Raw genomic sequence first — 22,443 nt, 5'->3', positions numbered from 1 at the left:
CTCAAGGAACGGACGCTTCCTTTGTACTCACCCCTGCGGGCTTTCCTCCGGGCGCTTCCCTTCGGTCTTGCGTTTCCGACTCTATCAGACTCTTTCGTGTCCGATTCCCGGTCGAAGCGGGCCGTGCCTTTTCGCTTTCCAGTTCTTCGCTTTCGCGTTTCCCTTTCCGGCGAGTCCGACTCTATCAGATCCTTTCGGGCCTGATTCCCAGTCAGTGGGGCTTGTCCTCGCGGCTGTTGGGCCGTTCCGACGAGTGAGACATTAGCGGAATCCAGGGCCCCGACGCTAATCGGGGTCGCGTTCCTTCGAACGCGGATTCCTCATTTCGCACATGCGCACACCAAGACATGCGACAGCTGTCGCGTGCTTGTTGTGGTTACTGCGGAATGGCTGTCCGGGGACCGACCGGAGTCGGCGCTCACGTCGGACAACTCGGAGCACACTACGGACGTGCGGGGGCCGTGTCAACCCCCGGCTTGACCGGGGGCTGCGGGCCGGGTCAGCCGTTGCCGGAAGCGAGCTCGCGGCTGCGGTCGCGGGCCGCTTCGAGGGCGGCGATGAGGGCGGCACGTACGCCGTGGTTCTCCAGTTCGCGGATGGCGCTGATGGTGGTGCCGGCCGGGCTGGTGACCGCCTCGCGGAGCTTGACCGGGTGCTCACCGCTGTCCCGGAGCATCACGGCGGCACCGATCGCGGCCTGGACGATGAGGTCGTGGGCCTGGGCGCGGGGCAGCCCGAGCAGGATGCCGGCGTCCGTCATCGCCTCGACGAGGAAGTAGAAGTACGCGGGGCCCGAGCCGGACAGGGCGGTGGCCGCGTCCTGCTGGGACTCCGGAACGCGCAGGGTCTTGCCCACCCCGCCGAAGATCGCCTCGGCCGTGGCGAGGTGCTCGGTGGTGGCGTGGCTGCCCGCCGAGATGACGGACATGCCCTCGTCGACCAGGACCGGGGTGTTCGGCATGACGCGGACGACCGGGGTTCCGGCGCTGAGGCGGTCCTCGATGAAGGCGGTCGTGATGCCGGCCGCAGCGCTGATGACCAGGCGGTCGGCGTTCAGGTGCGGGGCCAGTTCGTCCAGCAGGCGGCCCATGTCCTGGGGCTTGACCGCCAGGATGAGGATGTCGGCACGCTCGGCGGCCTGGGCGTTGGTGACCGCGTCGACCCCGTAGCGGTCGCGCAGTTCGGCGGCCCGGTCCGAGCGGCGTGCGGTGACCAGCAGGTTCGCCGGGCGCCAGCCGGCCCGGATCATGCCGCTGAGCAGCGCCTCGCCGATCTTGCCGGTGCCGAGGACTGCAACTGTCTGGGTCATGCCGTTCACCCTCCGGGCGGTGCTCGCTGTGCACGGTGCTCAGTGCTCGTCGGCGCCATCCTCGCACCGCCCCGGCGGACCGCATCGTCAGGTGGTGCGGCGGCGGAGGGTGGCCGCGCCGAGGGCCAGGACGAGCAGGGCGCAGCCCGCCACGATCAGCACGTCGCGGACGAAGTCGCCGGTGACGTCGGCGTGGTGGAGGACCTGGTTCATGCCGTCCACGGCGTACGACATGGGCAGGACGTCCGAGACGGCCTCCAGGAACGGGGCCATCCGGTCGCGCGGGACGAACAGGCCGCAGAGCAGCAGCTGCGGGAAGATCACGGCCGGCATGAACTGGACCGCCTGGAACTCGGAGGCCGCGAACGCCGAGACGAACAGCCCGAGCGCCGTGCCGAGCAGGGCGTCGAGCAGGGCGACCAGGAGCAGCAGCCACGGCGACCCGGTGACGTCCAGGCCGAGGGCCCACACCGACAGGGCGGTGGCCAGGAGGGACTGGAGGACGGCGACGGCCCCGAAGGCGAGCGCGTAACCGGCGATCAGGTCGCCCTTGCCGAGCGGCATGGCGAGCAGGCGCTCCAGGGTGCCGGAGGTGCGTTCGCGCAGGGTGGCGATCGAGGTCACCAGGAACATCGTGATCAGCGGGAAGATGCCGAGCAGCGAGGCCCCGATCGAGTCGAAGGTCTGCGGGCTGCCGTCGAAGACGTACCGCAGCAGCGTGATCATGAGGACCGGGATCAGCAGGAGCAGCGCGACCGTACGGGGGTCGTGGGTGAGCTGGCGCAGGACGCGGGCGGTGGTGGCGAGGGTGCGGGTCGCGCTCAGGGGCGCGGTGCGGGTGGGTGCCGGGGTGCTCATCGGGCGTTCTCCCTGCGGGTGGCGGCCGCCTCGACCAGGTGGAGGAACGCCTCTTCGACGGTGTCGGTGCCGGCGGCGGTGCGCAGCGCCTGCGGGGTGTCGTCGGCGAGGAGTTCGCCCTCGCGCATCAGGAGGAGCCGGTGGCAGCGCTCGGCCTCGTCCATGACGTGGGAGGAGATGAGGAGCGTGGTGCCGCGTTCGGCGGCGAGGGCGTGGAAGAGGTGCCACAGGTCGCGGCGCAGGACAGGGTCGAGGCCGACGGTCGGTTCGTCGAGGACGAGCAGGTCGGGGGTGCAGAGCAGGGCGACGGCGAGCGAGACGCGGGTGCGCTGGCCGCCCGAGAGGGTGCCGGCCAGGGCACCTTCGTGGCTGGTCAGGTCCACTTCGGTGAGCGCACGGGTGACGGCGTCGCGGCGGGTGTCGTGGTGCCCGCGGCCCGGCTGGAGGATCGCCGCGAAGTAGTCGAGGTTCTGTCGGACGGTGAGGTCGGTGTAGACGGAGGGCGCCTGGGTGACGTACCCGACGCGGGGGCGGAGGGCGGGGTGGCCGGCGGGGCGGCCCAGGACGCGGAGGGTGCCGGTGACCTTGGCCTGGGTGCCGACGACGGCGCGCAGCAGGGTGGATTTGCCGCAGCCGGAGGGCCCGAGGAGGCCGGTGATCCTGCCGGGTTCGACGGTGAAGTCGAGGCCGCTCAGGACGGTGCGGCTGCCTCGTTGGACGGTGAGGCCACGGGCCTCGACGGCGACGCCCGAAGAATTCATCATGTGATGAATATTGTTCCGGCCGGGCGCCGCCGTCAAGGGACGGGCGGGGCCGGCTCAGCGCACGGCCACGCTCAGCTCGACGACGTACGCCTCCTCGACCGTGCCGTCAGGGAGATCCGACGCGAGCCGGGCCCGCTCCTCGGCGAGGAACTGCCGGGCCGCGTCGTCGCCGATGGTCAGGAACGCGGAGTGGCTGCCCAGGTTGTCGATGTGGACGGCGAGGGGGACGCGCCGGGTCCACGGGATGCGCCGGTGCGCGAAGTCGAGGTCCGGCGGCAGGTCGCGGTCCTGTACGGCCGAGCCGTGGGCGCTGCGGTCGTCGGCACGCGCCTCGACGCGGAAGAAGCGGCGGAGCCGCGCGTCCTGGTCGGCGGCCCACGGGACGGTGTGGTCCGCGACGTTCCACCAGAGGGCGAGCGCGCCGCCCGGCCGCAGGACGCGCCGGGCCTCGGCGGCCGAGCGGGCCGGGTCGGTCCAGTGCCAGGACTGGGCGTAGGTGATCAGGTCGGCGGAGGCGGACGCGAAGGGCAGCCGGTTGCCGTCTCCGCGCACGAGCGGGACGTCCGGAAGGCCCCGGCGCAGTTCGGCGGCCATGCCGGGCCCGGGTTCGACGGCGACGACCCGGGCGCCGCGGTCGTGGAGGCGGCGGGTCGAGATGCCGGTGCCCGCGCCCACGTCGAGGGTGCGGGCTCCTCGCAGGGGGCGGCCGGCGAGGTCCTCGACCGCGTCGAGAAGCGCGTCCGGGTAGCCGGGGCGGGCGGCGGCGTACTGGGCGGCGGCCCGGTCGAACGACAGGGCGCGCGAAGGTGCGGACAAGTGGTTCGCGGTGGTGTCCGGAGACTGTGTCGCGGTCATGGGGGTCATCGTGCCCCCGCACAGGGACGCAGTCAGCCGCGACGGCCCTTCTTCCTGCGGGCCGCCGGGTTGCCGGTGCGGGCCGAGCGGCGCTTCGCGTACCGGGCCAGGGCCTCCTCGTACTCCGTACGCCTCAGCTTCTCGCCCGGTGCCTCGGTGAACGTGCGGAAGAAGTACGCGAGCAGCGAGCCGACGAAGCCGATGGCCTTCAGGCCGCGCAGCGTCTCCTCGCGGGCCGGGTCGGCCGGGCGGCGGCCGAAGCCCTCCCAGGTCTTGCGGAAGGCGATCGCGCTGCAGATGGCGAACATCAGGACCACCAGCACGTTGACGAAGCCGCCGATGTCGGCGATCTCCAGGCCCTGGTAGGCGAAGCGCAGCACGAAGCAGGAGGCGACGGCGGCGGCGAGCGATCCGATGGCGGCCCCGGCGCGGCGGAGCCCGTAGTGGCCGTCGTGGGCGACCCAGGTGGTGCCGAAGAAGCGAAGGGGCTCGGGCTGCGGGCCCTGCCCGGTCGCGGGGGCGCCGGCGGACGCCGCCGCGGGCTCGGACGGGCCGGAAGCCGTGCCGGGAGCCGTGCCGTCGGGGGACTCGCTGTTCTCGCTCACGAGGTCGAGTATCCCAAAGCCGGGGACGGTCCCGGCGCGAGGTGAGCGCGGCCCCCGCCGGGGAGGGGGCCGCGCACCGTGGTTCAGCCCAGCTTCGAGACGTCGCGGACGGCGCCGCGGTCCGCGCTCGTCGCCATCGCCGCGTACGCGCGCAGCGCGGCCGAGACCTTGCGCTCACGGTTCTTCGGCGCGTAGACGCCGTTCAGCGCCTCGCGGCGGGTGGCCAGCTCGGCCTCGGGGACGAGCAGGTCGATCGAGCGGTTGGGGATGTCGATCCGGATGCGGTCGCCGTCCTCGACGAGCGCGATCGTGCCGCCGGACGCCGCCTCGGGCGAGGCGTGGCCGATGGACAGGCCCGACGTACCGCCGGAGAAGCGGCCGTCCGTGACAAGGGCGCAGCTCTTGCCCAGGCCCCGGCCCTTCAGGAACGAGGTCGGGTAGAGCATCTCCTGCATGCCGGGGCCGCCGCGCGGGCCCTCGTAGCGGATGACGACGACGTCGCCGTGCGTGATCTCCTTGCGGAGGATCTTGTCGACGGCCTCCTCCTGGGACTCGCAGACGACCGCCGGGCCCTCGAAGGTCCAGATCGACTCGTCCACGCCGGCCGTCTTCACGACGCAGCCGTCCACGGCGATGTTCCCCTTGAGGACCGCGAGGCCGCCGTCCTCGGAGTACGCGTGGGCCACGTCCCGGATGCAGCCGCCGGCCGCGTCCAGGTCGAGGGTGTCCCAGCGCTCCGACTGCGAGAAGGCGGTCGCGGAGCGCACGCAGCCGGGGGCCGCGTGCCACAGCTCGACGGCCTCGGGCGACGGCGAGCCGCCGCGCACGTCCCAGTTCTTCAGCCACTCGCCGAGGGAGTCGGAGTGCACCGCGTGCACGTCCTCGTTGAGCAGCCCGCCCCGGTGCATCTCGCCGAGCAGGGCGGGGATGCCGCCGGCCCGGTGCACGTCCTCCATGTAGTACGTGCCGCCGGGGGCCACGTTGGGGGCGACCTTCGAGAGGCACGGGACGCGGCGCGAGACCTCGTTGATGTCGTCGAGGTCGTAGTCCAGCTCGGCCTCCTGCGCGGCGGCGAGCAGGTGCAGGATCGTGTTGGTGGAGCCGCCCATCGCGATGTCCAGCGCCATGGCGTTCTCGAACGCGGCGCGGGTGCCGATGGAGCGCGGCAGGACCGTCTCGTCGTCCTGCTCGTAGTAGCGCCTGGTGATCTCCACGACCGTGCGGCCGGCCTCCTCGTACAGCGCCTTGCGGGCGGTGTGCGTGGCGAGGACCGAGCCGTTGCCGGGGAGGGAGAGGCCGAGGGCCTCGGTCAGGCAGTTCATCGAGTTGGCCGTGAACATGCCGGAACAGCTGCCGCAGGTGGGGCAGGCGTTCTCCTCGATACGGAGGATGTCCTCGTCGGAGATGCTCTCGTCGACGGCGTCGCTGATCGCGTTGACCAGGTCCAGCTTGCGGACGGTGCCGTCGACCAGGGTGGCCTTGCCGGCCTCCATCGGGCCGCCGGAGACGAAGACGGTCGGGATGTTCAGGCGCATCGCGGCCATCAGCATGCCCGGGGTGATCTTGTCGCAGTTCGAGATGCAGATCAGGGCGTCGGCGCAGTGGGCCTCGACCATGTACTCGACGCTGTCGGCGATGAGGTCGCGGGAGGGCAGGCTGTAGAGCATGCCGCCGTGGCCCATGGCGATGCCGTCGTCCACCGCGATGGTGTTGAACTCGCGGGGCACCGCGCCCGCGGCCTTGATCGCCTCGGAGACGATGCGGCCGACGGGGGCGAGGTGGGTGTGGCCGGGGACGAACTCGGTGAAGGAGTTGGCGACGGCGATGATCGGCTTGCCGATGTCCTCGCTCGCTACGCCGGAGGCCCGCATGAGGGCTCGGGCGCCGGCCATGTTGCGGCCGTGGGTGACAGTGCGGGACCTCAGCGTGGGCATCGTCTCTCGCTCCTTCTGCGTTGAAGACTGTTCTTGAGCGTACGCCCTTGGTGCCAGGATGTGGACGTGGTGTCCGGTATGCGGGATGGTTGTTCGGGGGGCGGACGGGGGTGCGGTGGGGTGGGGGTTGCCGTGCGCCTGCGGCGGGCCTTGTCCCCTACCCGCCCCTTCCCGTGACCGGGGCTCCGCCCCGGGCCCCGCTCCTCAAACGCCGGAGGGGCTGGGAACAACGCCGGAGGGACGGGAAGGGGCTCAAGCGCCGGAGGGGCTGGGAACAACGCCGGAGGGACGGGAAGGGGCTCAAGCGCCGGAGAAGCTGGGTTTCGGGGGCGGAGCGGCTGGGATCGAGGCCGGCGGGGCTGGACCCGGGCTTCAAGGGGCCAGGTACGTCTGCAACGTCGGGGCTACCGTTCTGATGATCTTTTCCGGATCCGTCGATGCCAGGGGTTCCGCCTTCACCACGTAGCGCAGCATCGCGATGCCCACCATGTGTGACGCGGCCAGTTCGGCGCGGAACGTGGCGTCCGGGACGTTCAGCTGGGAGGCGATGCGGCTGAGGAGGCGGGTCAGGACGAAGTGGCGCAGGACGTCGGCGGCTGCCTCGTGGGTGACGGCCGAGCGGAGGACGGCCAGGAGCGGGGCGCGGGAGGCCGGGTTCTCCCAGACGGCGATGAAGTAGCGGGCCAGGCGCTCGCCGACGTCCTGGGTGTCGCCGTCCAGGATCTCGGGGACCACCAGGGCGGGCTCGAAGGACAGCTCGATGGCGGCGGCGAAGACCTCGTCCTTGGTACCGAAGTAGTGGTGGACCAGCGCCGAGTCCACCCCGGCCGCTCGTGCGATGCCCCGCACCGACGCCTTGTCGTAGCCGCGCTCGGCGAACTGTGCGCGGGCGGCCTCCAGGATGCGGCTGCGGGCGTCCGGGCCGGAGTCCGCGGCGGTGCGGGAGGGGCGGCCGCGGCGCCTGGGGGCCGGGCCCGGCGCGTCCGGGGTCATCGGCGGGGGGCCTGCTCGGAGGAGGGCGAGGACGAGGCGAGGTGCAGGCGGGTGAAGGCGAGCGCCTCGGCCAGATCGGCCTCGCGTTCGGCCGCGGACATCGCGCGGCGGGTGTTGACCTCGATGACCACGTGGCCGTCGAAGCCCGAACGGGCCAGCCGCTCCAGCAGTTCGGCGCAGGGCTGGTCGCCCCGGCCGGGCACCAGGTGCTCGTCCTTGTTGGAGCCCTTGCCGTCGGCGAGGTGGACGTGGGCCAGCCGGTCGCCCATCCGCTCGGCCATGGCCAGGCCGTCCGTGCGCGCGGTCGCGGTGTGCGACAGGTCGACGGTGAAGTGGCGGTAGTCGTCGTTCGTGACGTCCCAGTCGGGGGCGTACGCGAGCATCTCGCGGTCCCGGTAGCGCCACGGGTACATGTTCTCGACCGCGAACCGTACGTCCGTCTCGTCCGCCATCCGCCAGATCCCGGTGACGAAGTCCCGGGCGTAGTTGCGTTGCCAGCGGAACGGGGGGTGCACGACGACCGTCGACGCGCCGAGCTTCTCGGCGGCGGCGCGCGCCCGCTGGAGCTTGACCCACGGATCGGTGGACCAGACCCGCTGGGTGATCAGCAGACAGGGCGCGTGCACGGCGAGTACCGGCACCTGGTGGTAGTCGGAGAGCCGGCGCAGGGCCTCGATGTCCTGGCTGACCGGGTCGGTCCAGACCATGACCTCGACGCCGTCGTACCCCAGGCGCGCGGCGATCTCGAAGGCCGTCGCCGTCGACTCCGGATAGACCGAGGCCGTCGACAGGGCGACCTTCGCATCCGGGACGCGCACCACTGGTTCTGCCACGCAGACAGCGTACGGGCACCGGTGCGCCCCGCCGAGGGAGTGCGGCGGAAAGTGAGAAGGGCCATGGCCTCCGGCGCCTCGGCCGTCAGTTCGGGGCGGCGTCCTTCTCGGACGGCAGGTGGTCCAGGCGGCGCAGGATCACGCCCTCGCGCAGCGCCCAGGGGCAGATCTCCAGCTCGTCCACGTCCAGCAGGTCCATCGCGCCCTCCGCGACCAGCGCCCCGGCCAGCAGCTGGGCGGCCCGGCCCTCGGAGACGCCGGGGAGGGTCCCGCGCTCCTCGGCCGTCATGGCGGCCAGCTTGGGCACCCACTCCTCCAGCGCCTTGCGGCTGAGGGTGCGCTGTACGTCCTGGCCGTCGCCGGAGCGCACCGCGCCCGCGATCCTGGCGAGCTGCTTGAACGTCTTGGAGGTGGCCACGACGTGGTCCGGGCGGCCGATGCGGGTGAAGTCGCCGACGGAACGGGCGATGCGCGCCCGTACGTGCCGGCGCAGCGCCTTCACCTCGGCCGGGTCCGGCGGGTCGCCCGGCAGCCAGCCGGCGGTGAGGCGCCCGGCGCCGAGCGGCAGCGACACGGCGGCGGCCGGTTCCTCGTCCATGCCGTAGGCGATCTCCAGCGAGCCGCCGCCGATGTCCAGGACCAGCAGTTTGCCCGCCGACCAGCCGAACCAGCGGCGCGCGGCGAGGAAGGTGAGCCGGGCCTCCTCCGTGCCGCTGAGGACCGTGAGGTCGACGCCCGTCTCGTCCCGTATCCGCTCCAGCACCTGGTCGGCGTTGCTCGCCTCCCGTACGGCCGAGGTGGCGAAGGCGAGGACGTCCTCGCAGCCCTTGTCCTCGGCGGCTTCGAGCGCGCCCGCGATGGTCCTGACCAGGCGGTCCACGCCGAGCGGGCCGATCGCCCCGTCCTGGTCGAGGAGTTCGGCGAGGCGGAGTTCCGCCTTGTGCGAGTGCGCGGGCAGCGGGCGGGCTCCGGGGTGTGCGTCCACCACCAGCAGATGAACCGTGTTCGACCCCACGTCGAGGACTCCGAGTCTCATACGGGGAACGCTACTGCGGGCGGCCCGCTTACTCTGGGCGCGTGCCAAAGACGAAAAAGGCGAAGCCGGGCAAAGCCACGAAGAAGCAGGACACCGAGCCGGACATCAAGCACGCCGAGAAGGTGGAGATGCGGGTGCCGGCCACGGCGGAGCCCGACCCGTCCGACGAGAAGGGGCTCGACTTCGCCCGCGCCTGGGTGGAGTTCCCCGACCCCGCCGACGACGAGCAGGTCTTCCGCTGCGACCTGACCTGGCTGACGTCCAGGTGGACCTGCGTCTTCGGCAGCGGCTGCCAGGGCATCCAGGCGGGCCGCGCGGACGACGGATGCTGCACGCTGGGCGCCCATTTCTCGGACGAGGACGACGAGAAGCGCGTGGCCGGCCATGTCGCGCGGCTCACGCCCGACCTGTGGCAGTTCCACGACGTGGGTGCGGAGTCGGGCTGGACGCAGACCGACGAGGACGGGGACCGCCAGACGCGGCGCTGGCAGGGCTCCTGCATCTTCCAGAACCGTCCCGGCTTCCCGGCGGGCGCCGGCTGCTCGCTGCACATCCTGGCGCTGCGGGAGGGCAAGGAGCCGCTGGAGACCAAGCCGGACGTGTGCTGGCAGCTGCCGGTGCGGCGTACGTACGAGTGGATCGACCGGCCCGACGACACGCGCGTGCTCCAGGTGTCGATCGGCGAGTACGACCGGCGGGGCTGGGGTCCCGGCGGCCACGACCTGCACTGGTGGTGCACCTCGGCGACCTCCGCGCACGGGGCCGGGGAGCCGGTGTACGTGTCCTACCGGCCGGAGCTGATCGAGCTGATGGGCAAGGAGGGGTACGACCGGCTGACCGAGCTGTGCGAGCAGCGGCTGTCCTCGCTGCTGCCGATGGCCCCGCATCCGGCGGACCCCGCGTAGTAGTCATCCCGGCCGGTCGGCACTGTCAGTCCGCGCGGGGCGGGGTGCTCGGGCCCTTCGGCGGGGCGGGCGGGCCCGAGGAGCCGGTGGGGTCCGGCGTGGGGTCCGGGCTCGGCTCGCCCGGGTCCGTCGGGGTCGGGTCCGTCGGGTCGGGCGTCGGCTCGGAGGGCTCCGGCGAGGACGGGGCCGGGACCGGCGGGCGCGGGTGGAGGCTGCCGTGCGGGCGGCCGGGGCGCGGCGTGGCCCCGGGGGACGGCGCCTTGGCCCCGTATCCGTGTATGGCGACGACCGCGCCCGAGGGGGCGAGGGTGATGTGGGCGGTCCAGGGGCCCGCGGGCTCGCGGGCGTGGTCCACGAGGGCGCGGATCGTGACACTGCCCCCGGCGGCGAGCTTCCCGGAGGAACGGCTCAGGCGCACCCAGGACTGTCCGGTGGCCGCCGACCAGGAGACCGGGCCGGCCTTCGACGCGGTCAGGGTGAGCAGGGTCGTGGAGCCGGAGGTGCGGGTTTCGACGGTGAGCCGGCCCTCGCCGTGCCCGGTGGTGTCCCGGCCCGGGTCCGGGCCCGCGCTGATGATCTCGGCCGAGACGTCCGGAAGGCTCTCCCCGTCCGTGAAGCGGGAGCCGGAGTCGGGGCGGGCGTTGCCGGCGTTCTCGTACGGGGCGTACGGGGTCTGTGATGCGCCGGTGTCCGCGTCGGCGGCGCTGACCGCCGAGCCGTCGCGCCCCTCGCCGGTGAGCGGCGCGCCCCGGTAGGCGGACCACAGGGCGATGACCGGGGCGGCGACGACGGTGGCGACGACCGTCGTCGTCATGACCCGGGAACGCAGCCGGTCCCGGCGGGCGGCGTGGTCCTTCGGGTCCATGGGGAAGCCCGTCCGGTCGAAACGCGGAGTGGCGGACCGATTCTTCTGATGCTTCTGCGCCTGGAGCATGGCCACGTAGGCGGAGGGGCGCGGCGCCTCCACCACCGCCAGAACGGCGGCCGGCGTGACGGTCTTCCCGGGCCAGGGCCCCTCGGCCCCGGCCCGCTCGGCGGCCCGGCGGCAGCGCGGGCAGTCGTCCACGTGCCGTACGAGCTCGCGGCGCAGGGTGGCGGAGAGCAGCGCGCGGTGGTCGCCGGTGAGCCGGCCGGCCGTGGGGCAGTTGCCCGTCTCCACGACGGCCAGGGCGGCCCGGGTGCGCTCCACCTCGCAGGCGGCTCCGGCCAGCAGCTCCCGGGCGCTCGTGGCGTCCAGCCCGAGGACGGCGGCGACCGCGCGCGGCGACAGCCCGTGCCGTACGGCCAGTTCCAGCGCCTCGCGCTGCTCGGGGGTGGTGCCCGCCGCCTCGGGCCAGGCCAGCCGAGCCAGCTCGCGGCGGTGCGCCTCGGCGGCGGCGGGCGTCTCCGGCTCGCCGGGGGCGGGGGCCTTCGGGGCGGGGGCCTTCGGCGCGGGGGCGGGGGCGGGCTGTGCGGTGTGGGGCGTGCGCCGGGTGGTACGCCCTGCCGGGGCGGCCGGGGTGTGGCGGTCCTCGTCGCCGGGCCCGCGGTGCGCCCGGGGGGCCTCGGGGCGGCGGTGGGCGCGGCGGCCCCGCTTCTGCTCGGCGAGCCGGCGCAGACACGTCCACCGGGCCAGGGCGTACAGCCAGGTTTTACGTTCCTCCTCGTCGGCCGGGCAGCGGCTGCCCTGGCGCTCGGCGAGGGCCAGGACGCCGCCGAGCGCCTCGGTGGCGGCGTCGTGGTCGCACAGGACGGAGAGGCAGTAGGTGAACAGGCCGTCGAGGTGCGGCTCGTAGCGGGCGGGCGGCTGCTTCGGCGAGGAGTGCGAGGAGTGGGGCGCGCGGTGCTGTCCCCGGTGTGCGCCGGGGGTGTTCGTCGGGGTCTCCAGCCTGCTGCTCGTCACCTTGCGACCGTAGGCAGGGCGGGGCGGGCCCCTCGCACTCCTTGAGTAGATTTAACCCTTTCGGATGAACGTATCGCGCGATAATGGACAGGAATCTCCGATTCCGCCCCCTGCGCCGATCGAGGATGCCGGGGCTCCCGCACCGCGCCCGGCACGGCTGTCAGACCCCACCTATACGGTGGCGCCATGGCTGCCCGTACGAAATCCGCGAAGGACCGGCCGTCCTACCGCTGCACCGAATGCGGCTGGACCACCGCGAAGTGGCTCGGGCGCTGCCCCGAGTGCCAGGCGTGGGGGACGGTCGAGGAGTTCGGCGGCGCCCCCGCCGTGCGGACCACGGCGGCGGGCCGCGTCTCCACCGCCGCGGTGCCCATCGGCCAGGTCGACAGCCGGCAGGCCACCGCGCGCTCCACCGGCGTCGGCGAGCTGGACCGGGTGCTGGGCGGCGGTCTGGTGCCCGGTGCCGTCGTGCTGCTCGCGGGCGAGCCGGGCGTCGGCAAGTCCACGCTGCTGCTCGACGTGGCGGCCAAGGCGGCGAGCGAGGACCACCGCACGCTGTACGTCACCGCGGAGGAGTCCGCGAGCCAGGTCCGGATGCGGGCCGACCGCATCCGGGCGATCAACGACCACCTGTACCTCGCGGCGGAGACGGATCTGTCGGCGGTCCTGGGCCACCTCGACGCGGTCAAGCCGTCGCTGCTCGTCCTGGACTCGGTGCAGACGGTCGCCTCCCCCGAGATCGACGGCGCGCCCGGCGGGATGGCGCAGGTCCGCGAGGTCGCCGGGGCGCTGATCCGGGCCTCCAAGGAGCGCGGCATGTCGACGCTGCTGGTCGGCCATGTCACCAAGGACGGTGCGATCGCCGGGCCCCGGCTGCTGGAGCACCTGGTGGACGTGGTGCTCTCCTTCGAGGGGGACCGCCACGCCCGGCTGCGCCTGGTCCGCGGCGTCAAGAACCGGTACGGGGCGACCGACGAGGTCGGCTGCTTCGAGCTGCACGACGAGGGCATCACGGGCCTGGCCGATCCGTCCGGCCTCTTCCTCACCCGCCGCGACGAGCCGGTGCCCGGCACCTGCCTGACCGTGACCCTGGAGGGCAAGCGGCCGCTGGTCGCCGAGGTGCAGGCGCTCACGGTGGACTCCCAGATCCCCTCGCCCCGGCGCACCACGTCCGGCCTTGAGACCTCCCGGGTGTCGATGATGCTCGCGGTCCTGGAGCAGCGCGGCAGGATCAGCTCGCTGGGCAAGCGGGACATCTACAGCGCGACGGTGGGCGGTGTGAAGCTGTCCGAGCCGGCCGCGGACCTGGCCATCGCGCTGGCGCTTGCCAGCGCGGCGAGCGACACACCGCTGCCGAAGAACCTGGTGGCGATCGGCGAGGTGGGTCTCGCGGGCGAGGTCAGACGGGTCACCGGGGTCCAGCGGCGGCTGTCCGAGGCGCACCGCCTGGGCTTCACGCACGCCCTGGTCCCGACCGATCCGGGCAAGGTCCCGGCCGGTATGAAGGTCACGGAAGTGGCCAACATGGGCGACGCGCTCAGAGCGCTCCCGCGCCGGTCCCGTGCACAGGCCCCCCGGGAGGACGACGCGCGCCGGTAGACTTTGCCCTGGTCTCGCCCGTCCGTACGAACGGTACGAGGGACGCAGGAGGTGTGTCAGACACCCCCTGGGTCCTTCGATTGGATCCGGCCTGCTCCGAGCGACAGGCCCCGAGGGCACCGCAAACCTGTGACCGGAGGAGTGCAGTGGCAGCCAGCGACCGGGCAGCATCGCCCGGAAAGTCCGGCCAAACCACCGGTAACGAGGCGCTGATGCGCGCCTCGTTGAGCGCCGTCGCGCCCGGAATGGGCCTGCGGGACGGCCTGGAACGCATTCTCCGCGGCAACACCGGTGGTCTGATCGTGCTCGGCATGGACAAGACCGTCGAATCGATGTGCACCGGCGGCTTCGTGCTGGACGTGGAGTTCACCGCGACCCGGCTGCGCGAGCTGGCCAAGCTCGACGGGGCGCTCATCCTCGACAAGGACATGACCAAGATCCTGCGGGCCGGGGTGCAGCTGGTCCCGGACGCCTCCATCCCCACCGAGGAGACGGGCACCCGCCACCGCACGGCGGACCGGGTCTCCAAGCAGTGCAACTTCCCGGTGGTCTCGGTCTCGCAGTCGATGCGCCTGATCGCGCTGTACGTGAACGGGGAGCGCCGGGTCCTGGAGGAGTCGGCGGCGATCCTGTCCCGCGCCAACCAGGCCCTCGCGACCCTGGAGCGGTACAAGCTGCGGCTGGACGAGGTCGCCGGGACGCTCTCCGCGCTGGAGATCGAGGACCTGGTGACCGTCCGGGACGTGACGGCGGTCGCCCAGCGCCTGGAGATGGTCCGGCGGATCGCGACGGAGATCGCCGAGTACGTGGTGGAGCTGGGCACCGACGGCCGGCTGCTCTCGCTCCAGCTGGACGAGTTGATCGCGGGCGTCGAGCCGGAGCGCGAGCTGGTCGTGCGCGACTACGTGCCGGAGCCGACCGCGAAGCGCTCGCGCACGGTGGCGGAGGCGCTCACCGAGCTGGACTCGCTGACCCACACCGAGCTGCTCGAACTCCCGGTCGTGGCAAGGGCGCTGGGCTACAGCGGCTCGCCGGAGACGCTGGACTCGGCGGTGTCGCCGCGCGGCTTCCGGCTGCTGGCGAAGGTCCCGCGGCTGCCCGGCGCGATCATCGACCGGCTCGTGGAGCACTTCGGCGGGCTGCAGAAGCTGCTCGCGGCGAGCGTGGACGACCTCCAGACGGTCGACGGGGTCGGCGAGGCACGGGCGCGCAGCGTGCGCGAGGGCCTGTCCCGGCTGGCCGAGTCGTCCATCCTCGAACGGTACGTGTAGGGCCTGCCGGACGCGTGGGCGTCGGCAGGCCCCTCGGCGGTCTACGGGCACCGGTCCACGGGCACCGGTCCACGGGCGCCGGCGGGCTGCGGCCCCGGCCCCCGACTCCCGGCCCCTCTGGCTCCCCGACCCCCCAGCTCCCCGGCTCAGTCCTTCGCGAGGACGAACGAGGCGCGCTGCACGGGCTCGCCCGGCGCCTTGGCCTCCACCAGATACGTGCCGGGCCCGGCCTTTCCGGCGGGCGGCGTCGCGCACTTGGGGGCGCTCTTGGCGCGGTCCCACTCGACGGTGTGCACGACGGTCGCCCCGGCCGGCACCTTCAGCAGCACGGCCTGCGGCTTGCGCGGGCAGTCCTTGGACGACCAGACCTCGTCGTCGTCCTCGCCCGCCTCGGTGATGGTGAACACCGCGCTCTTCGGGCCGAAGTCGGCCTTGCAGGCGGTGGACGAGGTGTTGGTGGCCAGCAGCCGGAACTTCGGCTTCTCGTCGGGCCCGTAGCTGAGTTCGGTCTTCAGGGTCAACTGGAGTGCGGCGGGCTTGCAGTCGGGGAGCGGGGAGCTTGCCGGGACCTGCTGTCCGACGACCGCTCCGCCGCCCGAGGCGCCGCCCGAACCGGAGGACGAGCCGGAACCGACGTCCTGGCCACCGCCGTTGTCGTCGTTCGCACCGGAGCCGCCGCCCGTACCGCCGGAGCCCCCGTCCGAACTGCCGTCGCCGCCGCCGTCGCTGCCGCCGGAACCGTCCGACTCGCCGCTTCCGCCGGGCTGTTCACTGATCGCCGGCCCGGAACCGGAGGGTCCGGGGGTGATCGAACCGACCGGACCGGAGCTGGGCGCCTTGGAGTCGTCGTCGTGGTTCCCCTTGCCGCCACCGGAGGTGACGGCCCATGCGATCAGCAACGCGAGCAGGACGACCAGCGCCGCCGCCACCGCCCTCCGTCGCCAGTAGATGGTGGAGGGTAGCGGCCCGATCGGATTACGCAGAGATCCCACGGCGCAAACTGTACGAGAGATCGGGCCCAACTCCCGCCCCACCCGCCGCCTTGATCCCCAAGTTTTGCGGATCATCATCCCGCAAGGGCCCGTTCGCCCTCCCGGGCGACACCGGACAACCGAAGGTGACGTGACGGTCACGCTCGGTCAGCGCCGCCGGTTCGGGGCATTCCGGCGATGGGGCCAGTTGCCGCAACGGCTCGCGGGGCGTGGGGCCAGTTGCCGGAACGCGGACGCCGTGGAGCTGGGGACAGACGGGTGGCGTTATCACTCCATGGGCTCGTTCGCGGCGTGACACCCCCGTGCCCGTGACCCCTCTGGGCCCTTCCGTGTCAGGATCGACGGTGCGATGACTGCCACGACTGCGACACAGACGCCCCCCGCCTCCCTCCACGCCCCCGTCATCGGGTGGTTCGACCAGCATGCCCGCGATCTGCCCTGGCGCCGCCCCGAAGCGGGTGCCTGGGGCGTGATGGTGAGCGAGTTCATGCTGCAGCAGACCCCCGTCAGCCGGGTCCTCCCGGTGTACGAGCAGTGGCTGGCCCGCTGGCCGCGCCCCGCCGACCTCGCGGCCGAGCCGCCCGGCGAGGCGGTCCGCGCCTGGGGCCGGCTCGGCTACCCGCGCCGGGCCCTGCGCCTGCACGGGGCCGCCCAGGCGATAACGGAACGCCACGGCGGCGACGTACCGAGCGAGCACGCCCAGCTCCTCGCCCTGCCCGGCATCGGCGAGTACACGGCGGCGGCCGTGGCCTCGTTCGCCTACCGGCAGCGGCACGCCGTCCTCGACACCAACGTCCGCCGGGTCTTCGCCCGGGCCGCGCTCGGCATCCAGTACCCGCCGAACGCGACGACCGCCGCCGAACGCAGGCTCGCCCGGGAGCTGCTGCCCGACGAGGACGAGCGGGCGGCCCGCTGGGCGGCGGCCACCATGGAGCTCGGCGCCCTCGTCTGCACCGCGAAGAACGAGGACTGCACGCGCTGCCCGATCGCACAGCAGTGCGCCTGGCGGCTCGCCGGGAAGCCCGCGCACCAGGGGCCGCCGCGCCGCGGCCAGACCTACGCCGGCACGGACCGGCAGGTGCGCGGCAGGCTCCTGGCGGTGCTGCGCGACGCGGTCGGCCCGGTGGGGCAGGCGGCGCTCGACGCGGTGTGGGACGAGCCGGTGCAGCGGGCCCGCGCGCTGGACGGGCTGGTGGCCGACGGTCTGGTCGAGCCGCTGGCCGGCGGCCGGTACCGGCTGCCGCTGACCTGACGGACCGGGCCCGCCCTCCCCCGTGTACACATACGCGGGGGAGGGCGGGCCCGTTCGCGTCGGTCCCTCCCCGGGCCCTTTGTCCGGGCTGTCCCCGCACTGTTACACAACCGATGGCCAGCCGTGCGCCCGCCTACGGCTGCTCCGCACAGCCCCGTGACAACCACTCCGTAGCGTCTGCGACGTCAGCCGATGACCAGCGGCCGGCAGCGGTACGAAGCGGTTCTACGGGGTTCCACGGGGATGGAGGCGGTTGTGATGGCGCAGGGCGAGGTGCTCGGCTTTGAGGAGTACGTGCGGACCCGGCAGGAGGCGCTGCTGCGCAGCGCGCGCCGGCTCGTCCCCGACCCCGTGGACGCCCAGGACCTGCTGCAGACCGCCCTGGCCCGCACCTACGGCCGCTGGGACCGCATCGAGGACAAGTCCCTCGCCGACGCCTATCTGCGCCGCGTCATGATCAACACCCGGACCGAGTGGTGGCGGGCGCGCAAGCTGGACGAGGTCCCCACCGAGCAGCTGCCCGACGCGAGCGTCGAGGACGGCACCGAGCAGCGCGCCGACCGCGCCCTGCTGATGGACATCCTCGGCGTGCTGGCTCCCAAGCAGCGCAGCGTCGTCGTGCTGCGACACTGGGAGCAGATGAGCACGGAGGAGACGGCGGCGGCGCTCGGCATGTCGGCCGGTACGGTGAAGAGCACGCTGCACCGTGCGCTGGCGCGGCTGCGCCAGGAGCTGGAGAACAGGGAAGCGGCGAGTCGGGAGACCCGGATCGCCGAAGAGCGGGGGCGGGAGCGGTGCGCGGCCTGACAGGCAGCGGTGACGACGGCACGGTCACCGGCAAAACGGGCGGGGACACGGACGGCGGCGCCGACAGGCGGCTGCTGTCCGGCTGGGCGGCGGGCAGCACGGCTCTGGCCGGGCTCGCCGTCTTCGGGCTGTTCGTGGCCAGTTGCTCCACCGGCGGCACCGGCACCCGGGACGAGGGCCCGGCGGGCACCCAGCCGGTCGCCCGGATCACCCCCAGCTCGACGCAGCACTCCACGGCGCGGCCGGCCCCCCGGGTGGACGCGGTGGCGCTGCTCAAGGCGGACCCGAAGGTGAGCGGGCGCGTCCGGCTGGACCTGAAGCCGTGCACCCGTGACGAGTACCCGGTGGACACCTCCTACGGCTCGCTCACCGACGCCCCGTCCTCCGATGTCGTGGTGAACGTCATGACCTGCGGCGACTCGGTGGGGGTCGGTACGTACGTCTACCGGCCGCGCTCCGACGGCACGTACGAGAACGTCTTCATGGTCGAGCAGCCCGCGGTGTACGGCACCATCGACCGCGGGGACCTGGTGGTGACGACGCAGGTGTACGGGAAGAAGGACGCGGTCGCCTACCCCTCGGGCGAGGAAGTGATCACGTACCACTGGGCGAGCGGCCGGTTCAACGAGGAGGACCGGGTGCGCAACGACTTCAACCGAGCCGTGGGCGCGGGCGACGGAGACCTTCCCGAGCCCACGGAACCGCCGAAGAACTGAGAGCTTTCCGATGGCCGAGACCCATGTGCTGTTCGTCGAGGACGACGACGTCATCCGCGAGGCCACCCAGCTGGCGCTGGAACGGGACGGCTTCGCGGTCACCGCGGTGCCCGACGGGCTGACCGGCCTCGCGTCCTTCCGGGCGGACCGCCCCGACATCGCCCTGCTCGACGTGATGGTGCCCGGCCTGGACGGGGTCAGCCTCTGCCGCCGCATCCGGGATGAGTCGACGGTGCCCGTGATCATGCTGTCGGCGCGGGCCGACTCGATCGACGTGGTGCTCGGCCTGGAGGCCGGGGCCGACGACTACGTCACCAAGCCGTTCGACGGCGCGGTCCTGGTCGCCCGGATCAGGGCGGTGCTGCGCCGCTTCGGCCATGCCTCGGGCGGCCGGTCCGGCGGCGGGGAGGCGGAACCGGCGGCCGAGGGCGGGGTGCTGGTCTTCGGGGACCTGGAGGTCGACACCGAGGGGATGGAGGTCCGCAAGGGCGGCGAGCAGGTGGCGCTGACCCCGACCGAGATGCGGCTCCTCCTGGAGTTCTCATCGGCGCCCGGCACGGTGCTCTCCCGCGACAAGCTGCTGGAGCGGGTCTGGGACTACGGCTGGGGCGGCGACACCCGGGTCGTGGACGTCCATGTGCAGCGGCTGCGGACGAAGATCGGGCAGGACCGGATCGAGACGGTCCGCGGCTTCGGCTACAAGCTCCGGGCATGAGGCGCCCCGCCCTGCGGACAGGGGTCCGCTGGAAGATCAGCATCGCGATCGCGGCGGTCGGCGCGCTGATCGCGGTCGCGCTGAGCCTGGTCGTGCACAACGCGGCCCGGGTCTCGATGCTGGAGAACGCCCGCGAGGTCCAGCTGGAGCGGCTGACCTACGCCCAGCTGCTGTACGAGGCGAAGAAGACGAAGAAGGCCGATCCCCGGTTCGGGGCGAAGCTCAACGATCCGACGATGCCGAAGAGCCTGCGCCAGGAGACCCGGCGCAACCGGCGGGCCACACACGTCGAGGACGCCGGCGGGGTGCCCGACGTCTGGGCGGCCGTGCCGGTGGGCAACGGCAACGTGCTGTCGCTGCACACCCGGTTCGCGGACCGCTCGACGACGATCTTGAGTGATCTGGACCGGGCCCTGATCATCGGTTCGGTATCGGTGGTCCTCGGCGGCTCCGCGCTGGGCGTGCTGATCGGCGGCCAGCTCTCGCGCCGGCTGCGCAAGGCGGCGGCCGCGGCCGGGAAGGTCGCCCAGGGCAACACGGACGTCCGGGTCAGGGAGGCGGTCGGCGGTGTCGTGCGGGACGAGACCGATGAGCTGGCCGGTGCGGTGGACGCGCTGACCGACGCGCTGAACGAGCGGATCGAGGCCGAGCGCCGGGTCACCGCGGACATCGCGCACGAGCTGCGCACCCCGGTGACCGGGCTGCTGACGGCCGCCGAGCTGCTGCCGCCGGGCCGCCCCACCGAGCTGGTGCGCGACCGGGCGCAGGCGATGCGCACGCTGGTCGAGGACGTGCTGGAGGTGGCCCGGCTGGACAGCGCGTCGGAGCGGGCCGAGCTCCAGGAGATCGCGCTCGGCGAGTTCGTCGGCCGCCGGGTGGCGCTGCTGGACCCGCAGGTGCGGGTCCAGGTGGTCCACGATTCGTGGGTCAGCACCGATCCGCGCCGCCTCGAACGCATCCTGGGCAACCTGCTGGGCAACGCGGCCAAGCACGGCTCGACCCCGGTCGAGGTCACGGTCGAGGGCCGGGTGGTCCGGGTCCGCGACCACGGGCCCGGGTTCCCGGCGGCGCTGCTGCGGGAGGGGCCGAGCCGGTTCCGTACCGGATCGTCCGACCGGGCCGGGCACGGGCACGGGCTGGGGCTGACGATCGCGGCCGGGCAGGCCCGGGTGCTCGGGGCCCGGCTGACCTTCCGCAACGCCGCCCCCGAGGGCGCGGCCCAGGGCAGCGGCGGGGCGGTCGCGGTGCTGTGGCTGCCCGAGCACGCCCCGACCGACACCGGCAGCTACCCGATGCTCCAGTTCGCCGAGCAGCGCACCCCGGAGCCGGGCGCCGGCAAGAAGGTCCAGGGCGGATGACACGGGCGAGGGCCCCGGCGTGTGTGCCCCGGCGCCCTCGCGTACGTCCGTGTGCGCGGCCGGTCAGATCTCCGCGACGGCCGGGGCGGACTCCGGTCCGGTGCCTCGCAGCGGGACCTCCTTGACGAACAGGGAGGCCACCACCGCGACGAGCCCGACCGACGCGCCCACCAGGAAGGCGAGGTGCGTGCCGGAGGAGACCGCGTACTCGTACGCCTCGCGCACCGGCACCGGCAGCTTGGCCAGGCTCGCCGCGTCCAGCTGGGCGGAGCGGGCGGTGGCCCCGCCGCCGCCGCGCGACGCCATCTCGTCCTGCACCCGGCCGGTGAACAGCGCGCCCATGATGGCGACGCCGAAGGAGCTGCCGAGCGTACGGAAGAGGGTGGTGGAGGAGGAGGCGACGCCCATGTCCTTCAGCTCGACACTGTTCTGCGCGACGAGCATCGTGATCTGCATGAGGAAGCCCATGCCGGCGCCGAGGACGGCCATGTAGAGGCCGGAGGTGAAGCGGGTGGTGCCGGTGTCCATCTGGGCGAGCAGGAAGAGGCCGGTGACCATCAGGATCGAGCCCACGATGGGGAAGATCTTGTACTTGCCGGTGCTGGTGGTGATCCGGCCCGCGACGAGCGAGACGACCATCATCGCCAGCAGCATCGGCAGGAGCAGGAGTCCGGAGTTGGTCGCGGAGGCGCCCTGGACGGACTGCTGGAACAGCGGCAGGAAGAGCACCGCGCCGAACATCACGAAGCCCGCCATGAAGCCGACCACGGACATCAGCGTGAAGTTGAGGTTGCGGAATATGTGGAGCGGGATGATCGGCTCGGCGGCCTTCGTCTCGACGAAGAGGAAGCCGGCCAGCGCGGCCACGCCGATCGCGATGAGCTCCATGATGACCGCGGAGTTCCAGTCGTACTCGGAACCGCCCCAGGTGGTGACCAGCACGATCGCGGTGATGCCGATGGTCAGCAGCGCGGCGCCGAGGTAGTCGACGTTCCGCTTCGTGCGCTCCCGCTTGGGCAGGTGCAGCACAGTGGTGATCATGATCAGCGCGACCGCGCCCAGCGGCAGGTTGATGTAGAAGCTCCAGCGCCAGCCGAGGTGGTCGGTGATGGTGCCGCCGACCAGCGGTCCGCCGATCATGGCGATGGCCATGACGCCGGCCATCATGCCCTGGTACTTGCCGCGCTCGCGGGGCGGCACGAGGTCGCCGATGATCGCCATGACGCCGACCATCAGGCCGCCGGCGCCGAGGCCCTGGACGGCCCGGAAGCCGATGAGCTGGCCCATGTCCTGGGCCATGCCGCTGAGGACCGAGCCGATCAGGAAGATCACGATGGACGTGAGGAAGATGCCCTTGCGCCCGTACATGTCGCCGAGCTTGCCCCAGATGGGGGTGGAGGCGGCGGTGGCGAGGGTGTATGCGGTGACGACCCAGGAGAGGTGTTCGAGGCCGCCGAGGTCGCCGACGATGGTCGGCATCGCGGTGCCGACGATCAGGTTGTCGAGCATCGCCAGCAGCATGGCGATCATCAGGGCGAGGACCACCACCCGGACGCTGCGCTGCGGCGGTGCCGGTTTCTCCGCCTTCGCGGCCGGTGGGCCTTCCGCCTTCCCGTCCGCCGTCTTCATCAGGTCCGCCATCTTCCCCAACTCCCCAGATCCCCTGTTCACCGGGCCTCTTACTTGCCGCCCGGCTAGTTGACTACACTGAGGGAAAGTAACCCCGTAACTAGCCGGGCGTCAAGTAAGTTTCATTGGG

20 protein-coding genes are annotated in these 22,443 nt (G+C 72.8%); 8 read left to right on the top strand and 12 right to left on the bottom strand.

Annotated elements, in window-relative coordinates; translation table 11 throughout:
• Window positions 1–499: 499 nt before the first annotated feature.
• The 9 genes from proC to E6R18_RS31500 all read right to left on the bottom strand — a co-directional run bounded on the left by proC (window position 500) and on the right by E6R18_RS31500 (window position 9,187).
• On the bottom strand, window positions 500–1,309 hold the full coding sequence (gene proC, locus E6R18_RS31545; RefSeq protein WP_136320296.1) for a pyrroline-5-carboxylate reductase: 810 nt from the start codon (window positions 1,307–1,309) through the stop codon (window positions 500–502).
• An 87-nt stretch (window positions 1,310–1,396) separates the two neighbouring features.
• Window positions 1,397–2,167, bottom strand: a complete 771-nt coding sequence (locus tag E6R18_RS31540) for an ABC transporter permease (protein WP_136320295.1) — start codon at window positions 2,165–2,167, stop codon at window positions 1,397–1,399.
• Window positions 2,164–2,931 carry an ABC transporter ATP-binding protein gene (locus tag E6R18_RS31535; RefSeq protein WP_136320294.1) on the bottom strand — a complete coding sequence of 256 codons (768 nt, stop codon included), beginning with the start codon at window positions 2,929–2,931 and terminating at the stop codon, window positions 2,164–2,166. Before E6R18_RS31535 ends, E6R18_RS31540 begins: the two co-directional genes overlap by 4 nt.
• A gap of 54 nt (window positions 2,932–2,985) precedes the next feature.
• Window positions 2,986–3,786: a class I SAM-dependent methyltransferase gene (locus E6R18_RS31530; protein ID WP_136320293.1), complete on the bottom strand. Its 801-nt coding sequence runs from the start codon at window positions 3,784–3,786 to the stop codon at window positions 2,986–2,988.
• Between the two features lie 32 nt (window positions 3,787–3,818).
• Entirely contained in the window at window positions 3,819–4,391 is a 573-nt protein-coding gene (locus E6R18_RS31525; protein WP_136320292.1) for a hypothetical protein, read from the bottom strand.
• An 83-nt stretch (window positions 4,392–4,474) separates the two neighbouring features.
• A complete protein-coding gene (ilvD, locus tag E6R18_RS31520; protein ID WP_136320291.1) occupies window positions 4,475–6,325 on the bottom strand; it encodes a dihydroxy-acid dehydratase in 1,851 nt (616 codons plus the stop codon).
• 372 nt (window positions 6,326–6,697) lie between these two features.
• Window positions 6,698–7,318, bottom strand: a complete 621-nt coding sequence (locus tag E6R18_RS31510; protein ID WP_136320289.1) for a TetR family transcriptional regulator — start codon at window positions 7,316–7,318, stop codon at window positions 6,698–6,700.
• Window positions 7,315–8,139, bottom strand: a complete 825-nt coding sequence (locus tag E6R18_RS31505) for a sugar phosphate isomerase/epimerase (RefSeq protein WP_206308480.1) — start codon at window positions 8,137–8,139, stop codon at window positions 7,315–7,317. Before E6R18_RS31505 ends, E6R18_RS31510 begins: the two co-directional genes overlap by 4 nt.
• A 97-nt stretch (window positions 8,140–8,236) precedes the next feature.
• Entirely contained in the window at window positions 8,237–9,187 is a 951-nt protein-coding gene (locus tag E6R18_RS31500; protein ID WP_206308479.1) for a Ppx/GppA phosphatase family protein, read from the bottom strand.
• A 41-nt stretch (window positions 9,188–9,228) separates the two neighbouring features.
• Between E6R18_RS31500 and E6R18_RS31495 the strand changes: the two genes are divergently transcribed.
• Window positions 9,229–10,092 (top strand): hypothetical protein, encoded by an 864-nt coding sequence (locus E6R18_RS31495; protein WP_136320287.1) that lies wholly within the window; start codon window positions 9,229–9,231, stop codon window positions 10,090–10,092.
• A gap of 25 nt (window positions 10,093–10,117) precedes the next feature.
• Here the strand turns inward: E6R18_RS31495 and E6R18_RS31490 are convergent, their stop codons facing one another.
• Entirely contained in the window at window positions 10,118–11,974 is a 1,857-nt protein-coding gene (locus E6R18_RS31490; protein WP_136320286.1) for a hypothetical protein, read from the bottom strand.
• Between the two features lie 186 nt (window positions 11,975–12,160).
• On the opposite strand from E6R18_RS31490, the gene radA reads away from it, so the two are divergent.
• Together radA and disA are read left to right on the top strand one after the other, a co-directional pair.
• Window positions 12,161–13,573 carry a DNA repair protein RadA gene (radA, locus tag E6R18_RS31485; RefSeq protein ID WP_136320285.1) on the top strand — a complete coding sequence of 471 codons (1,413 nt, stop codon included), beginning with the start codon at window positions 12,161–12,163 and terminating at the stop codon, window positions 13,571–13,573.
• Between the two features lie 146 nt (window positions 13,574–13,719).
• Window positions 13,720–14,844, top strand: coding sequence for a DNA integrity scanning diadenylate cyclase DisA (gene disA / locus E6R18_RS31480; protein WP_136320284.1), 1,125 nt, complete (start codon window positions 13,720–13,722; stop codon window positions 14,842–14,844).
• Window positions 14,845–14,990: 146 nt separating this feature from the next.
• Here disA and E6R18_RS31475 read toward each other — a convergent pair whose 3' ends face one another.
• The gene (locus E6R18_RS31475) at window positions 14,991–15,794 is read right to left on the bottom strand and encodes a hypothetical protein (RefSeq protein ID WP_136320299.1); all 804 of its coding nucleotides are present in this window, start codon (window positions 15,792–15,794) and stop codon (window positions 14,991–14,993) included.
• A 391-nt stretch (window positions 15,795–16,185) separates the two neighbouring features.
• On the opposite strand from E6R18_RS31475, the gene E6R18_RS31465 reads away from it, so the two are divergent.
• The 5 genes from E6R18_RS31465 (at window position 16,186) to cseC (ending at window position 20,684) form a co-directional block, all read left to right on the top strand.
• Window positions 16,186–17,088, top strand: coding sequence for an A/G-specific adenine glycosylase (locus tag E6R18_RS31465; protein ID WP_136320282.1), 903 nt, complete (start codon window positions 16,186–16,188; stop codon window positions 17,086–17,088).
• Window positions 17,089–17,346: 258 nt separating this feature from the next.
• Entirely contained in the window at window positions 17,347–17,895 is a 549-nt protein-coding gene (locus tag E6R18_RS31460) for a SigE family RNA polymerase sigma factor (RefSeq protein WP_136320281.1), read from the top strand.
• On the top strand, window positions 17,883–18,611 hold the full coding sequence (locus E6R18_RS31455; RefSeq protein WP_136320280.1) for a hypothetical protein: 729 nt from the start codon (window positions 17,883–17,885) through the stop codon (window positions 18,609–18,611). The genes E6R18_RS31460 and E6R18_RS31455 overlap by 13 nt, the downstream gene beginning before the upstream one ends.
• Window positions 18,612–18,621: 10 nt before the next feature.
• Entirely contained in the window at window positions 18,622–19,326 is a 705-nt protein-coding gene (gene cseB, locus E6R18_RS31450) for a two-component system response regulator CseB (protein ID WP_136320279.1), read from the top strand.
• Complete coding sequence (gene cseC / locus E6R18_RS31445) at window positions 19,323–20,684, top strand: two-component system sensor histidine kinase CseC (RefSeq protein ID WP_136320278.1); 1,362 nt, start codon at window positions 19,323–19,325, stop codon at window positions 20,682–20,684. Before cseB ends, cseC begins: the two co-directional genes overlap by 4 nt.
• Window positions 20,685–20,747: 63 nt before the next feature.
• Here cseC and E6R18_RS31440 read toward each other — a convergent pair whose 3' ends face one another.
• Window positions 20,748–22,325: an MDR family MFS transporter gene (locus E6R18_RS31440; RefSeq protein WP_136320277.1), complete on the bottom strand. Its 1,578-nt coding sequence runs from the start codon at window positions 22,323–22,325 to the stop codon at window positions 20,748–20,750.
• Window positions 22,326–22,443: the final 118 nt, after the last annotated feature.

Source organism: Streptomyces sp. A1277, assembly GCF_004795015.1.
Classification (GTDB): Bacteria; Actinomycetota; Actinomycetes; order Streptomycetales; family Streptomycetaceae; genus Streptomyces.
Note: the sequence above shows the minus strand (reverse complement) of the source record. Positions and strands in the feature narration are given on the sequence as shown.